The 13640-nt window shown below is 38.4% G+C and carries 13 protein-coding genes and 1 pseudogene; 9 read left to right on the top strand and 5 right to left on the bottom strand.

The annotated features are described in order from the left end of the window. The first annotated feature begins 299 nt into the window (after window positions 1-299). From LQV35_RS09015 to LQV35_RS08975, 9 genes are all read left to right on the top strand, one after another. Window positions 300-467, top strand: coding sequence for a hypothetical protein (locus LQV35_RS09015; protein ID WP_230057549.1), 168 nt, complete (start codon window positions 300-302; stop codon window positions 465-467). Between the two features lie 15 nt (window positions 468-482). Continuing rightward, complete coding sequence (locus LQV35_RS09010; protein ID WP_230057548.1) at window positions 483-1187, top strand: disulfide bond formation protein B; 705 nt, start codon at window positions 483-485, stop codon at window positions 1185-1187. A 10-nt stretch (window positions 1188-1197) separates the two neighbouring features. Beyond that, on the top strand, window positions 1198-2088 hold the full coding sequence (locus LQV35_RS09005; protein ID WP_230057547.1) for a hypothetical protein: 891 nt from the start codon (window positions 1198-1200) through the stop codon (window positions 2086-2088). 19 nt (window positions 2089-2107) lie between these two features. Then, entirely contained in the window at window positions 2108-4399 is a 2292-nt protein-coding gene (locus LQV35_RS09000; RefSeq protein WP_230057546.1) for a molybdopterin-containing oxidoreductase family protein, read from the top strand. A 156-nt stretch (window positions 4400-4555) separates the two neighbouring features. After that, window positions 4556-5113: a 4Fe-4S dicluster domain-containing protein gene (locus LQV35_RS08995; protein WP_230057545.1), complete on the top strand. Its 558-nt coding sequence runs from the start codon at window positions 4556-4558 to the stop codon at window positions 5111-5113. Between the two features lie 10 nt (window positions 5114-5123). Beyond that, complete coding sequence (locus LQV35_RS08990) at window positions 5124-5759, top strand: TorD/DmsD family molecular chaperone (RefSeq protein ID WP_230057544.1); 636 nt, start codon at window positions 5124-5126, stop codon at window positions 5757-5759. 17 nt (window positions 5760-5776) lie between these two features. After that, entirely contained in the window at window positions 5777-6658 is an 882-nt protein-coding gene (nrfD, locus tag LQV35_RS08985; protein ID WP_230057543.1) for an NrfD/PsrC family molybdoenzyme membrane anchor subunit, read from the top strand. Window positions 6659-7051: 393 nt separating this feature from the next. After that, window positions 7052-7330: a hypothetical protein gene (locus LQV35_RS08980; RefSeq protein WP_230057542.1), complete on the top strand. Its 279-nt coding sequence runs from the start codon at window positions 7052-7054 to the stop codon at window positions 7328-7330. 46 nt (window positions 7331-7376) lie between these two features. Further along, window positions 7377-8213: a YihY family inner membrane protein gene (locus LQV35_RS08975; protein WP_230057541.1), complete on the top strand. Its 837-nt coding sequence runs from the start codon at window positions 7377-7379 to the stop codon at window positions 8211-8213. A 25-nt stretch (window positions 8214-8238) separates the two neighbouring features. Here LQV35_RS08975 and LQV35_RS08970 read toward each other — a convergent pair whose 3' ends face one another. From LQV35_RS08970 to LQV35_RS08950, 5 genes and pseudogenes are all read right to left on the bottom strand, one after another. Continuing rightward, on the bottom strand, window positions 8239-9120 hold the full coding sequence (locus tag LQV35_RS08970; protein ID WP_230057540.1) for a hypothetical protein: 882 nt from the start codon (window positions 9118-9120) through the stop codon (window positions 8239-8241). Window positions 9121-9129: 9 nt separating this feature from the next. Continuing rightward, on the bottom strand, window positions 9130-9843 hold the full coding sequence (locus LQV35_RS08965) for a disulfide bond formation protein B (RefSeq protein WP_230057539.1): 714 nt from the start codon (window positions 9841-9843) through the stop codon (window positions 9130-9132). A 9-nt stretch (window positions 9844-9852) separates the two neighbouring features. Further along, window positions 9853-10020 (bottom strand): hypothetical protein, encoded by a 168-nt coding sequence (locus LQV35_RS08960; RefSeq protein WP_230057538.1) that lies wholly within the window; start codon window positions 10018-10020, stop codon window positions 9853-9855. A 155-nt stretch (window positions 10021-10175) separates the two neighbouring features. After that, on the bottom strand, window positions 10176-11315 hold the full coding sequence (locus LQV35_RS08955; protein WP_230057537.1) for a hypothetical protein: 1140 nt from the start codon (window positions 11313-11315) through the stop codon (window positions 10176-10178). 245 nt (window positions 11316-11560) lie between these two features. Next, window positions 11561-13409 (bottom strand): annotated as a pseudogene (locus tag LQV35_RS08950) (aryl-sulfate sulfotransferase). Between the last annotated feature and the right edge of the window lie 231 nt (window positions 13410-13640).

Below are 13640 nucleotides of genomic sequence, written 5' to 3'. Positions count from 1 at the left end.
TTTTTAATATAAGGCACTATTTCAATATATACATAAAAATTAAGATTTACTAGCCAAAAAAGAGATATTTTTTATTTTTTAGTGTCTAAAAATTAAAAAACATAAAATACTAAATATATTAATATAAACTGAAAAATATATTTTTTATTACAAAAAATGATTTTTATAAAATAAATTTTTACAAAAAATATATAAATTTTTTATTTTTTCAGTAAAATTTAATAAAAATCGTATTATTATTCATTAAATCAATCATAAATAAAACATCTAGTTTTATTTTAAAAGAAAGGAAGGTTCTTATGGAGTTTTTAGTTCTGTCTTTAATCTTCATCTCAGCGTTTTTACTACTGTTTAAGCCTGAGAAGCGTGCGTTGGCGACTGGACTAGCCATAGCAAGCGCGGTCATCTCCATTTTGATGGAGTTTTATGTAAATTTATGGGTCGTTGTACCTATAGGCAACTACTAAGGCAAGGGGGAGAAAATGCAAAATTTATCGCTCAATCACGATGAAGCAAACTTCTTTAACATGATGTCCCTAGCAGCCCTAGCACTCATCGCACTACCAGTTGGTATAGCGTGCATTGTGCTTGGATTTGGCATGGGAGATAGCCCTTGTATAATGTGCTGGTCAGAGCGTATCACGATGATATTTATCGCACTCATCGCGCTTTTTATCGTCCGATACGGCCCAAAGCGCACCTATCTAGCAGCGCTCATACTTATGGCGTGCCGTGGGCTTTATAACGGCTTTTTGCATTATAGTCTAGACGGCACATTTGGTGGCTATCTTGATATAAAGCAAGGCTTTGGACTTGAAATTTTAGGTGCTCATACGCAGTTTTGGGTAATGGTCGTAAATTTCTTTGTCTTTGTCTTTTTGGCATTTATCATCTTGTTTGGCAAAAATTTAGGCGAGATAATGGCAAAAAGCGAGCGCGGAGAGTATGGTAGCTTCATACCATTTTTACCGATTGGCAAGATAGCGACACTTGTGTTTGTGGTCATTGTCGGTGCAAACTGCCTTCAAGCCTTCATCACATCTGGCGTGCCGCCATACCTTGGCTCATCAACTCCGCCAAGAATGAGCTTAGATCCTAGCAAATGGTTTTGGGAGACTGATCATTGGCAAAGCGAGCTTGATTATAGATTTGACTGGAATCCAGAGCTTCCAGATCTGCCAAAGTAAGGAGTAAGACATGAAAAAGTTAGTATACACGACACTCATAGCAACTCTTGCTTTTGGCTTTGAGTTTGATATGGATAGTAAAAATGGTGCGTTTGAAAATGTAAAAACGCTAATGCCATCAAGCAACATAACGCTAAAACTAGAAAATTCTAACCCTATAACTGGGGCTGATTATGATGAGAGTAAAAAGCAGTTTGCGCTTGTGTCGCTTGAAAATGAGTTTTACGTAGCTGATGAGAGCCTAAATCCTTTAAGATACGCAAAACACGATAAGCATTTTATGCTTGAGCTTGAAAAGACAGTTGGCGCTACTTGGTATAAAGGCGCTGTTGGAATGATAAGTTATAACAAATCCTTTGTCTTTTACGAACCAGTTGATGGGCTGAGCAAAGAGGAGCAAAACGATCAGTGGCGACATATGCTTGCTGGTTGGGATAAATTTAAAATGATAGATGACGGCAAGGGTCGCTTTTCTACGCTCCGTGCAAAACAGCAGTTTATCCTTGGCTGGGATTATGATGAAAAGAGCAATAAATTTGTCACAGCCTCTGTGCCAAATGATGTTCGCCCAGGCTGGAGTATGGCTGTGTTTGATGGCGATGACAAGATGATACTTGAAGAGTATGTGCCAGGAGTTAGCGAGAGCTTAAAGTTAAAAGATGATAGGGATATATCAAGCTATTATATAACTGGTATGGATTTGCAAGGAGATGACTTGTATCTGCTTAGCAAAAACTACTCAAGCATTTTAAAGCTAAATTTAAAAACAAGACAGATTGAAGATGTGGTCGGATTTGATAATGTCGCAAATCCTAGGGCCCTAGCGATAAAAGATGGAAAATTTTATATCTTTGCTCGCGAAGGACAAGAGAATAAAGTCTATATTTTTGATATGAAATAACCTTAAAAAAGGAGAATTTATGCAAAGACGCTCATTTTTAAAAGGTGTCGGAGCGGGTGCTATCGTAGCTGGCACCTCTCCTAGCCTGTTTGGCATGGAGCAGTATCAGGTGGATTTTAACCCAAAATCCTATAAAAACGAAACTGGCGTTGAGTATCACTACCTAACCTGTCCTAGAAACTGCCGAGATGCTTGCTCGATGATAGCAGAAGTCAAAGATGGTAAGATGGTGAGTATAAAGGGCGATCCAAAACACCCGCTTACTCAAGGCACGGTTTGCGTAAAGGGTCATACTTACGCTATGCACCTATATAACGCTGATCGCATTATGTATCCGATGAAGCGAGTTGGTAAGAAAACCGAGGGCAAATGGGAGCGCATAAGCTGGGATCAAGCCCTAAAAGAGATAGCTGCAAAGCTAACAGAGATAAAGGAAAAATTTGGCGGTGAGGCGCTGACTGAGTTTGTGTATTCTGGTAACGAAGGACATATTTCAAAAACGATAGCTCCGGGAAATTTCTTTGAAAAATACGGTGCTACAAGACTTGTTAGAAACCCATGTGACTGGCCAAGATACGCTGGAACGCCAAGCGTCATCGGCACTGATTTTTCAAAAGATGCACTTGAAGTTGATGAGAGTGATATGTATATAAGCTGGGGCTCAAATGAGTCATACACGGCAGTTCACTGGGTGAGATTTGCACACCGCGTTAAAAAAAGAGGCGGCAAGATAGTAGTTATAAACTCTGTTCGTGTGCCACTGGCAAATCAAGCCGATATGTTTATCCAGCTTCGCCCATCAAGCGATCCAGCTTTTTGTCTAGCGGTTTGTAAGGTGCTTATCGAAGAGGATCTATATGATCATGAGTTTGTTGAAAAATACACAATGGGCTTTGAAGACTTGGTGCATGAGTGCTCACTTTATACCTACGGCGAGCTTTCTGCGATGTGTGGTGCGAGCGTGGATCAGATCAAGGTTTTTGCTAGATTATACGCAAATGCAAAAGCTCCAGCTATCATGCACGGTGATGGCGGACAACGCCACTTTAACGGCGCAAGACTTGTTCGCGCGGTTACATTTTTACCAGTGCTTACAGGCTGTCTAACTAAACTTGGTGGTGGACTTTTCTGGGCTTATGTGCATGTAAAAGGCTGTTTTAACTTTGAAAATTGTATGCCAGACCTTTCTCCAAAAGATGCAAATGGCAATAAAATAGAAAGACAGGTTATAAGCTACATAGAATTTGGTAAAGGCATACAAAAAGAGGGCGCGACATACCTTGATAAGCCAGTTCCAGTCCCTATAAAAGCGTGTATAAACTATAACTCAAATTTAATGGTAACAGCACCAAACACAAATTTAATCAAAAAGCGCGTAATGGATGATGACTTTTTCTTAGTTGTTATCGATCCGTATGACATTGACACTTGCGATTATGCTGATTATGTGCTTCCAGGTGTTACATTTATGGAGAGTGAGGACATTCAAAACGATCAAATTTCAGGCTATGTCTGCTACAACGCACAAAGCGTCAAGCCACTTGGCGAAGCAAAGACAAATTTAGAGTTTTTCAATGCTTTAGCAAAGGCTATGGGCTATACCGAGGAGTGTTTTGACTGGGATAGCGAGACAGTTTGTCGTAAATTTTTAGACACTGAGTTTGCTAAAAAGCAAAACATAACTTATGAAAAGCTAAAAAGTGTCGGCTGGATAAAACCATTTAGAACGCCAGAAACTATGAAAGATCAGTTTCCATACTACCCTTATGCACCAAAAGATAAGCTAGTATTTGGCACTGAGAGTGGCAAGGCAGAGCTATACTCTAAGACCTTTAAAGATGCTGGCTATCATCCAGTGATCGATCTAAAAGATGATTGGGATTATTATAAAGAGCATAAGGACTTTGGTGAAAGCTATCTTAAAAAGTATCCGCTTTATTTTATGACTCCGGGTACGCAACTACAAGATAACTCAAACTGGGGCAATATGCCATACATCGTAAAACGCGTCATCGTAAAAGGCAATGCTGAATTATTTATGACAAAAGAAGATATGCAGGCACGCGGTATAGAAGATGGCGATACGGTTGAAGCCACAAATGAAAAGGGCACAGCGATATTTACGGCTGTTGAGACATCTCAGATGAAGCCAGGAATTTGCTATGCGTGGAACAACATATGGCTAAAAGTCACAAAATCACGTACCGGAGCGAATTTCCTTTGCTCTGATGGAGTGAGCGATCTTGGTAATGGCTCGACTTATACGGCGAGTTTTGTGGAAGTAAGAAAGGCTGCTAAACAAGAAATGTAGTCGCGCTCGTCTTGCTTCGCTATACAGCGTTGGACTTAAAAATTTTCGCTTGCCAGACTAAAGTGTCTAGGCTACGCTTAATTTTTGCGTCCGCCTTGTCTAGCTTGCAATACAAGCACAAGAACAACTTGTTTATAAAATAGCAAAGGAAAAAAGATGAAAACTAAAAGAAAACTTGGATTTTTATTTGATTACAATTTCTGTATAGGCTGCAAGGCGTGTGAAATTTCATGCCAAGTCTATCACAACCAGCATCCAGATATAAACTGGCGACATGTCGATATGATGCTTATCCATGAGGATGGTATAGAAAAAGAGCTTTTTATAACTCACTCATGCCATCACTGCGACAACCCAGCTTGTATGGATGTCTGTCCTGTTGGTGCTTATGAAAAGCTAGAAAATGGCATAGTTCAGCCGATACATGATAAGTGTATAGGATGTGGATACTGCTTGCTTGGATGTCCTTATGGCTCTATCACAAAAGGCTTTGATGGTAAAGCTCAAAAGTGCAACCTTTGTGCCGAAAAGATCGAGCGAGGCGAAGAGCCAGCGTGTGTGGCGGGCTGTCCGTGCGGTGTGTTAAAGCTAGAGGATACAGATGTGAGCGATAGCGCTGGCATGAGTAAAGAGATGCCTGGCTTTAAGCACTTCTTTACGAAGCCAAATGTTCGTTTTTATCCGAGAATGAAACGCAACGAGTTTATACATTAAAGGATAAAAAATGCAAGTTTTACAAAATAGCCTTGTGTGCGAAGATATCCTAAGAAGGGTGTTTTTGGTGCCATTTGAGTTAGAAAATGTAGCTGAAATTTGCAAGCTAGCAGATGAGCTTGATGAGAAATTTAAGGCTCACAGCTTTATAGCTGAGCTAAAAAAATGCAGTGCAGATAAAGAGCTTACAGATGAAGCAAGATACGAATACAACAGGCTTTTTGTAGGTCCTCGCCGCCCAAGGGCTATCCCTTATGAGTCGGCGTATTTTGACTACAAAACGCTTTTTGGAGCCCATACTCTTGAGGTTAGAGAGATATATAAGCAGGCTGGGCTGATGGTAGAGGCTGATAAGTTTGATAAATTTCCTGATGATTTTATCGGCTATGAATTGCAGTTTTTGTATTTTCTCACTTACAACGCACTTGGCTTTTTGCAAAACGAGCAAGAAGGGCAGTTTTATGAGAGTTTAAAACAAAAAGCAGAGTTTATCAGTATGCATCCTAGTAAGTGGTTTAGCGAGTTTGCTAGTAGGTGTGCGGGTGAGGCTAGGCTTGATGTTTGGAGAGCTTTTGCGGAATTTCTAACTCTTTATCTAAAAGATGAAGAGCTTAGTTTGGTTAAAATTTTAGCAAAAGCTAATTAAATCAAAAAGGATATAAAATGCAACAAGAAATTTGGGGATGGCTCATCGTCGTCTATCTATTTTTGGGTGGTCTTGGTGCTGGGGCGTTTTTGTGTTCGGCTCTAGCTTACAAAGGCGTCTTTGGGAATTTAAATGAGAGATTTTATAAGTTTGGATTTTTATTTGCACCGATTGCGGTGATAGTAGGCACGGTTTTACTTGTATTTGACCTAGCACCAAGCGCTGCGATAAATCCATTTAAGATCATGCAGCTTTACACTGCACCTACATCAATGATGAGTATCGGAACTTACCTACTTACATTTTTTATCATAGTAAGCTTGTTTGTTTTACTAAAAATGAAAAGCGGAAAAATTTGCGATCACATGCTAGCGCTTGGTTCACTTTTAGCCATCGGCGTGATGGGCTATACGGGACTACTTTTATATGTAGTTAAGGCTATACCTCTATGGGCGAGTGTGTGGCTACCGATACTATTTAGCATATCAGCTATCTCAACAGGACTTAGTGCAAACGCGATAGTAACGCTAAACGCAGGTCACGGTCTAACTCACGGTGTGCATAAATTTCACACATATTTAGTGGCGCTTGAGATAGTGGCTGTGATTATGCTATTTGCAGTAGTTAGTAACGAAGCAGCTGGATATGCTAGTGTAAAGGCTATCACATCAGGAGCGTTGGCGCCCGTGTTTTGGATAGGATTTGTCATGCTTGGATTAGTGCTTCCGCTCATCGGTGGTGCTGATGTGTTCTTTGGCTCAAAATGTGTAGCCACAGCAAATGGCACATCATGCCAAGCAACAGATGCAAAAGGCAGTATTTTAAGCGAAATAGGCGTTCTTATCGGTGGATTTTGCCTAAGAGCGATTATAATTTTTGGAGCCTTTTACATCTTTTAGTTTTTGCCCCCTCCTTTAGTTTAATTTATGCAAGGTAAGGTTATAATAACTCCTTACCTTGTTATTTGGAGCAATTTTTGAATTTCAGTGAATTTATAAAGACAAAATATCACAAACTACGGCTTTTTTGAAGCCGAAGAGCGAAGCCATAAGGAGTTTATCCGCCTTTCATTTAACGAGTTTTTAGCTAGCGGTAGTGATACGCAGTGGCGACTTAGTATAGATGAAAAACGGTTAAACTCATATCCAAATTTTACTCAAAAACACCAAATTTGCATATCGCATGCGAGGTTTGAAAAGGCGTTTTTTCAGTTTAGAATTTGCTGTGAAAATACCACAAGCTCGCTTGGATACCGCCTTTTTACAGCACTTAGTCCTGATGTTTTAGACCTTGTGAGTGAAAATATCGCAAAAAGCGATGAGATAGCCATGGTGCTAAAAGATGGGCTTTTGGCTAAATTTAGCTTTATCTCAAAGTGTGGCTGGTGGATCACTGATATTTGGCGCGATCTTTATATGATAAATGAGCAAAGCGAGAGCGAGAGCTTTATAAAAGAGATTATAAATGCTGATTTTACAGCTTCTATGCTTGAGGTAAATGAGCTTTTGTTTAGCGCGCAAAAGAGTGGTGAGCTAGATGAGATAATGGCAAAGTGCAAAGCCTTTGGGTAGAAATTTAAACAAAAAATAGTAAAATAGCTGGCTTTAAAGGAGAAAAATGAGAAATTTTAACCTTAGCCAAATTTCACAAAAGCTAAAATTTTGCCTATCACTACTTTTAAAGATCAAAGACAAAGAGCTACTGCACTACGCATCAAGCCTTAGCTTTCACACTATGCTTTCCATCATCCCTGTGCTTTTGGTCTCGTTTTCTATATTTACACAGATGCCTAGTTTTGGAGTGTATTACGATAAGATAAAAGAGTTTATATTTTCATCGCTTTTACCTAGTAATCAAGACGCGATCACGCAATACATCGAGACTTTTTTGCAAAATAGCTCCACTCTTGGCATGCTAGGACTTGGCGCCATCATCTTTACTTCGCTTATGTTTTTTATGGATTATGAGTATATTATCAATAAAATCATGCGGTGCGAGGAGAGAGGATTTTTTCACTCGCTTAGTGTGTATTGGACGATGATAACGCTAGCTCCCATCGGGCTTGGACTTAGCTTTTATCTATCAAATTTACTTCAAGAGCTTCTAAACTCGACCCAATACACAAGCTGGATAAATTTTTTAAGCATTTTTCCATATCTTATCATCTGGGCGATATTTTGTATCACATATCTTATCTCGGTTAGCTGCCAGATAGCACTTAAAAATGCGCTATTTAGCTCATTTGTCTCATCGCTTATATGGTATCTTGGCAAAAATGTCTTTGTGTTTTACGCAGTAAATAACAAGACCTATCTTAGCGTTTATGGCTCATTTTCGGTGGTTTTGCTTTTCTTTTTATGGATTTATGTATCGTGGATAATCTATCTTTACGGCGTAAAACTATGCAGCTTTTTAGAGCTTAGAGATAATGAGAAAAGGGCGATAGAAAGCTAACGCCCTTTAATTTTAAATAGCAAATTTATTCAAATACAGCCACGACATTTTTGCCATTTTCTCTTGTGGCTATGTAAAATTTACCATCTTTTATGGCTAGTCCGTGGGCATCACTAGCCCCGCTAAATCCAAATACTTCTACCACTTTTCTAACGCTCGGATCAAGTTTTAAGATACTTGAATACTGCTTTGAAAGTAGGTATATAAACTCACCATTTGCGTCCATGCCAGTTATATAATAATCATCTATCGTGCGATCTTGTTTCACGCCCAAAGCCTCATCAAAGCTTGGTACAAACTCCGTTGAGAGCATGTTATCGCTATCGCTAAAACTTGCGATACTCCAATTTGTTTTTATATCATCAGGCACGCTTGCTACAAAAAACTCGCCATAAAATTTCGAGTGATCCCACGATAAGATAAACTGCTGTTTAGCCCGCACGGTGTAGTAGCGATCCTTAAAATCAAGCGTGAAATTTTCATACCCTTCAAGCAGATATCGCCATGCTTTATTGGCTTCATCTTTGCTTTGATTAGGAGCGTGTTTAAAAAACTCATAGGTTTTGTTATAGCTCATGATACCGATCGAGCCGTTAAAAAACGCCACCGATACGCCGTCCTCCATCTGTATGATCCAGTCTTTTGTGCTTCGTAGGTAGGTTTTTACGCTTTGCAAGCTATCATCAAGCGTGTAAAGTCCTAAATTTAGCGTACCGACTAAAAATGTCTTACTCTCTTCATCATAATCAAGCCCAGAAACAGGCGTATCATCGTTTAGTTTTAGCTCAACCATACCCGTTTGTTTTAGCTCTTTTACATTTTCAACCGCACCTTTTTTAAAGTCAAGCTCGAACTCATCTGCAAAAACAAATGCAAAAAGTGCAAAAAATAATATAAACTTTCTCATCACGCTCCCCTATTTTGGTAAATTTGGAAGTTTTGGATTCCAGCTCTCACGAAAATCTATCTCTGTTTCATACCAGTGATCTAGCTCCCAAAACCACTTGCTAGGATCTAGGCTCATTCTTGATGGCGTAGCAGAGGCGTTATATGGTGGCGGACCTGCGGTGATAAAGGCTTGAACTAAGTTAAAAGCCATAATCACAACAAAAGCCACAACCGCAACTTTACCAAGCATAAAACTAGGCAAAACTTCGCCGTACGCACCGCTTTCGCTTTTTGCCATGATAGAGCCCACATTTTTGCCAAGAAGCAGTATCACACCTAAAAATAAAAATACACAAAAATGCACCACTACGACCCAAAACTGCGTATGAGCACCTAAAATTTCAAGTCCAAAGCCCTGTTTGATATCTAAATATCCGCCGTAAAGCCCATCAAGACTATAATGCGTAAATCCATCATAAAGCCCAAGGCAAGTTAAAAATAGTATAGCTGCTAAGTACTTGACCTTAAAGCCATATCGCACGATAAGAAGTGCTACAAATGAGATCGCAACCATACAAAATCTCTCATGCCAGCACATTATGCAAGGGCTATCTCCCATACCAAAGCCAAGTATAATGCACGCAATACCAACAGGAAGTGCGACTAGTGCTAGTGCTGCAAGTGCGAAAAGGTTAAAAAACCACCTTTCATCATCGCCCCAAGTTTTTAACTCATTTTGCATAGCTTCCTCCTAAAAATTTCCCATTGGCAAGACGGTAAATTTATTTACCCAAGCCATCATAAACACGAGTATTACAATACCCGCGATACCAAAATTTACAACTGCGGACTTTTTCTCAGGTTTTAGCCATAAAAATAGCCCAGCGATGAGAAACATCAAAACCATGATAAATTCCATTTTAGCCTCCTATTAAGAAAATATTTAAGATAAATATACTCTTATGATTATTAAAATTTAATAAATTTTTAAATATTTTTTTCAAAAAACTAAAATTTATCGTGATAAAATTTAAAAAATGTATTTTTAAAAGAAATTTTTATGTATTTTAAGGTCTAATTTATCAAACGGGCTGGTTCGCTGTTATATGGAGTAAGACCATAATCAGCCGAGCCAATATCCCAAAGATCAAGATTTGCACGGCGAGAGATGATATACTCAAAGCCTTTTTGATTAAGCTCTAAAAAGACAACAAAGCCATTGTCATTTTTACAAACAACGCTATCAAAAAAGTGAGAAAAATATGTGATAGTCGCATTTTCTTGATGTAGCGACTGGTTTAGCATAAGTTCTAAGTTTGATAAAATTTTAAAAAAGCTTTGTGGCTTGTCAAATCTATCAAAACGCTCGTAATACCTTGCCAAATTTTCATCGTTTAGCACGATATTTTTGGTGTAGTTTTTTAAAATTTGCTCATAGATAATGCCAAAAAGCATGACTTGTGCATTTTGATTTTCACTTACTCTTTTTGCTCCACTTTCTTGGACTACAAAGCCATCTTTTACCTGAAATTTTTCATTTTTATAGTAAAAATTTAAATTTGAAATTTCTTGTTCAAAGCGTTTTTTGCGACTAAATGGGATATACTCAAAAACGCCCATTTTATCAAGTATTGCGGACGCTTTTATGCCACCATCAAGATCGTGCTGCATAAAGTAGCGTACAAAACTGCCTTGCTCGGCTGAAAAATCGCTTAAATACTCTATCTTATCCAAGTATGCACAGCGATAAAGTTTTACAAACTCAGCATTTAGGCGGATATTTATCTCTTCTGGCAAATCTGCGTATTTCTCACTCACGCCAGTATCGATAAACTCAACTATATTCATCTGTTTGTCTACCTTATCCTTTACTATGATGCTTATTGTTACCTCTTGCATTTCGCAAAGCCGCTTTATCGTATCGGTAGCACTTTTTGTAATGTCGGTTTTAAATTTTTTAGCTAGATCGGATTTTTTAATATTAAGCGTAAAATCCCCATTTTTGAGCTTATTTTGCGTATAAAGCATGTAAAGACACTGTTCATAAATTAGCAAGTGAGAATATGTAAGAAATATATTTTCAACCGATATAATGTAGTAGCAACGAGTTATAGACGAACGCTTGTTATTTGAGATAAAATTTGAGTACAGCTTGCCACTATTGTTTGGGTAAAGCTTAAAAATATCGTAACTTTCTAAAAAAATATTTTCCATTCTAGCTTCCTAAAATTTAGTTACTAGATATTATATTTTAATTTTCATTAAAAATATGTAAAATTGCGCATTTAAAACAGAAGTGGTGTTACATAAATTTATAAAAACTAAATCAATTAATGGTATATAAAATTTACTATATACCCCATGTAAGATACTTAACATATTTTTACACAAAAATGGATAAAAGTATGATTTTTATATGAAGAGGTGCTAGTCTCTTAGCACCTTGGAATCTTACAAGCTTACTTAGTAAAAGCTTTCTCTACACTAAATGGAAATGCTTGATAACCCATAGCGTTTGTCATTTTGATCTCAACCGATGGCTCTTTTGCACCCCCACTCAAACTCATTGATATGTGGGCTTGGAAGACCTACTGGCTTACCTGTTGCTATATCAAACTGCATACCAGCAACCGCTGAGTAAGCAAATACGCTATCAAGGTCATCTTGATACTGAGTTAAGCTAGTTACAGAGCTATACCATTCTGCACCACGCTCTTTGCCGTATTCCCAAACTTGCTCAACTGTTTTTGCCTTCTCATCTACTTTAAACACAAGCGCACGGCTGTATTTTTGTCCAGCTATCGCAGGCTGTTCAAAGCCACGGCTGTCGCCATTGTCAAATATCGTTAGATATACAACGCCTGGTTTTGACTTGCTGTCGATTCTAAATGCTGTATGCTGAGTGTATTGCCAGTCAAAGCCACCCTTTTCACTCTCATATCCTGGGCATTTTGTATATTCATCTTCACAAACGATTTTGTTGCCCTTGCTATCAACTGGCTGAAGAAGTTTATCTTTAAACTGATCTTTCCAGCCTTTGTGTCCGCCGATGATCCATTTTACTTTTTTATCGCGTCCGATTTTGATAACCGCGTTTTGGTGGCGGCTTGAGATGATGATACTATCATCTGTTGGATCGTGATCTACGCTATTTACGTGAGCCCAGTTTCTACCAGGTCCAACACCAACGATATCGCCCCATTTTTCCTGTGTATCCATCATTGCTAGTTCATCAGCGCTTGCTGTATGTCCTGCTTTGCTAGCATCGATATTTAGGCACACTGCACCTTGATCAAGCACTTTTATAACTGTATCTCTGTATGGATCAAGGATTTCATATAATCTCCAGTCATCAACAACATTGCCATCACGATCCACTTCAACTATCACATCGCGCACTGTGCGGACATTTCTGCCATCAGCGCGTTTTAGGTTAGCATTTGCCACGCGAAGTAGGTAGTGTCCATTATCCATCACATCCATAGAGTGTGAGAAGTCGTTATACTGAGCTGGTAACTCGCGGTTAAAAATTTCTCTACCCATGATGTCTTATTTTACATAGTGCTGTCCGTAACCCCAAGTCATCGCACCATCTGGATTTTGCTTAAAGCCCATCATAACGCCAGCATTCATCGGAGTTTTTAGGTCATAAATTTTGCTTGGCTCAAGATACCATCTGACTTCACCCTTAGTGTCAAGCACGAAGTTGTTTGGAGTGTAGTTCCACTCTATAGCGCCACCAGCTGGGTTGTTCCACACGACCTTTGTGCCTTTGCCGGTTTTATTTACGAAGTTATTTACATAATAAAGTCTGTTTGCAAATTTACCGCTTGCAGCTTTTACGACTTCTATCTTATCAAAAAGCGGTCCTTTTTGATTTGGCATGCCTGTGCTTTCAAGGTAAATAGCTGGAGCATAAATTTTATAAGTTTCTTTTATTTTTTCTTCTTGACCCTTATAAATTTTAGTGTATTCAACTTCTACTGTATTTTGATAGTCTGGATACATACCAAAAACTGGGATACCGCCGTGAGTTCTGATATGCTTATCTGCAACTGCATAGCTGATAGTCTGTCCATCTTTTTTAGGAACGATAGTAACTTTGACATTTTTTATCGTAAAGCCACCGCTTTTAATAACCGCTGTAAGTGGAGCGATATCATAAGGATTTACGACTACTTCGCCAAGTTTTCCAGGTATAGCATAGTCAATATGCGAACCGCTTGGTTCACCGATAGCAAGCGCATTTGTAGCAAAGCCACCAACTAAAATAGCAGCTAACGCAACTGAAGAAAGTGTTGTTTTCATAAATTTTCTCCTTTGTAAAATGTGTTTTTGTATTTACTTCGAGTGTAATTATAAAACAGGTTAATCTTATAAAAATCACATAAATATTAAACAATGCTTAAATATGCTTTTTACTATAAAAATTTTTAAAATTTTAGCTATTTTGATAGTCGATTTTAAATTTGCCCTATTTTGTATATAAATATGTAAGCATTTTTGCGGATTTTTAAAATTTCGCTATTAAAATTTATC

The sequence above is a fragment of the Campylobacter suis genome, assembly GCF_905120475.1.
GTDB lineage: Bacteria > Campylobacterota > Campylobacteria > Campylobacterales > Campylobacteraceae > Campylobacter_A > Campylobacter_A suis.
Note: the sequence above shows the minus strand (reverse complement) of the source record. Positions and strands in the feature narration are given on the sequence as shown.

What these genes read in the sequence shown, in the direction of transcription:
- LQV35_RS09010 (WP_230057548.1), top strand. Translation starts at nt 483, where the DNA reads ATGCAAAATTTATCGCTCAATCACGATGAAGCAAACTTCTTTAACATG.
- LQV35_RS08990 (WP_230057544.1), top strand. Translation starts at nt 5,124, where the DNA reads ATGCAAGTTTTACAAAATAGCCTTGTGTGCGAAGATATCCTAAGAAGG.
- LQV35_RS08965 (WP_230057539.1), bottom strand. Translation starts at nt 9,843, where the DNA reads ATGCAAAATGAGTTAAAAACTTGGGGCGATGATGAAAGGTGGTTTTTT.
- LQV35_RS09005 (WP_230057547.1), top strand. Translation starts at nt 1,198, where the DNA reads ATGAAAAAGTTAGTATACACGACACTCATAGCAACTCTTGCTTTTGGC.
- LQV35_RS08995 (WP_230057545.1), top strand. Translation starts at nt 4,556, where the DNA reads ATGAAAACTAAAAGAAAACTTGGATTTTTATTTGATTACAATTTCTGT.
- LQV35_RS08970 (WP_230057540.1), bottom strand. Translation starts at nt 9,120, where the DNA reads ATGAGAAAGTTTATATTATTTTTTGCACTTTTTGCATTTGTTTTTGCA.
- nrfD (WP_230057543.1), top strand. Translation starts at nt 5,777, where the DNA reads ATGCAACAAGAAATTTGGGGATGGCTCATCGTCGTCTATCTATTTTTG.
- LQV35_RS08960 (WP_230057538.1), bottom strand. Translation starts at nt 10,020, where the DNA reads ATGGAATTTATCATGGTTTTGATGTTTCTCATCGCTGGGCTATTTTTA.
- LQV35_RS09000 (WP_230057546.1), top strand. Translation starts at nt 2,108, where the DNA reads ATGCAAAGACGCTCATTTTTAAAAGGTGTCGGAGCGGGTGCTATCGTA.
- LQV35_RS09015 (WP_230057549.1), top strand. Translation starts at nt 300, where the DNA reads ATGGAGTTTTTAGTTCTGTCTTTAATCTTCATCTCAGCGTTTTTACTA.
- LQV35_RS08975 (WP_230057541.1), top strand. Translation starts at nt 7,377, where the DNA reads ATGAGAAATTTTAACCTTAGCCAAATTTCACAAAAGCTAAAATTTTGC.
- LQV35_RS08955 (WP_230057537.1), bottom strand. Translation starts at nt 11,315, where the DNA reads ATGGAAAATATTTTTTTAGAAAGTTACGATATTTTTAAGCTTTACCCA.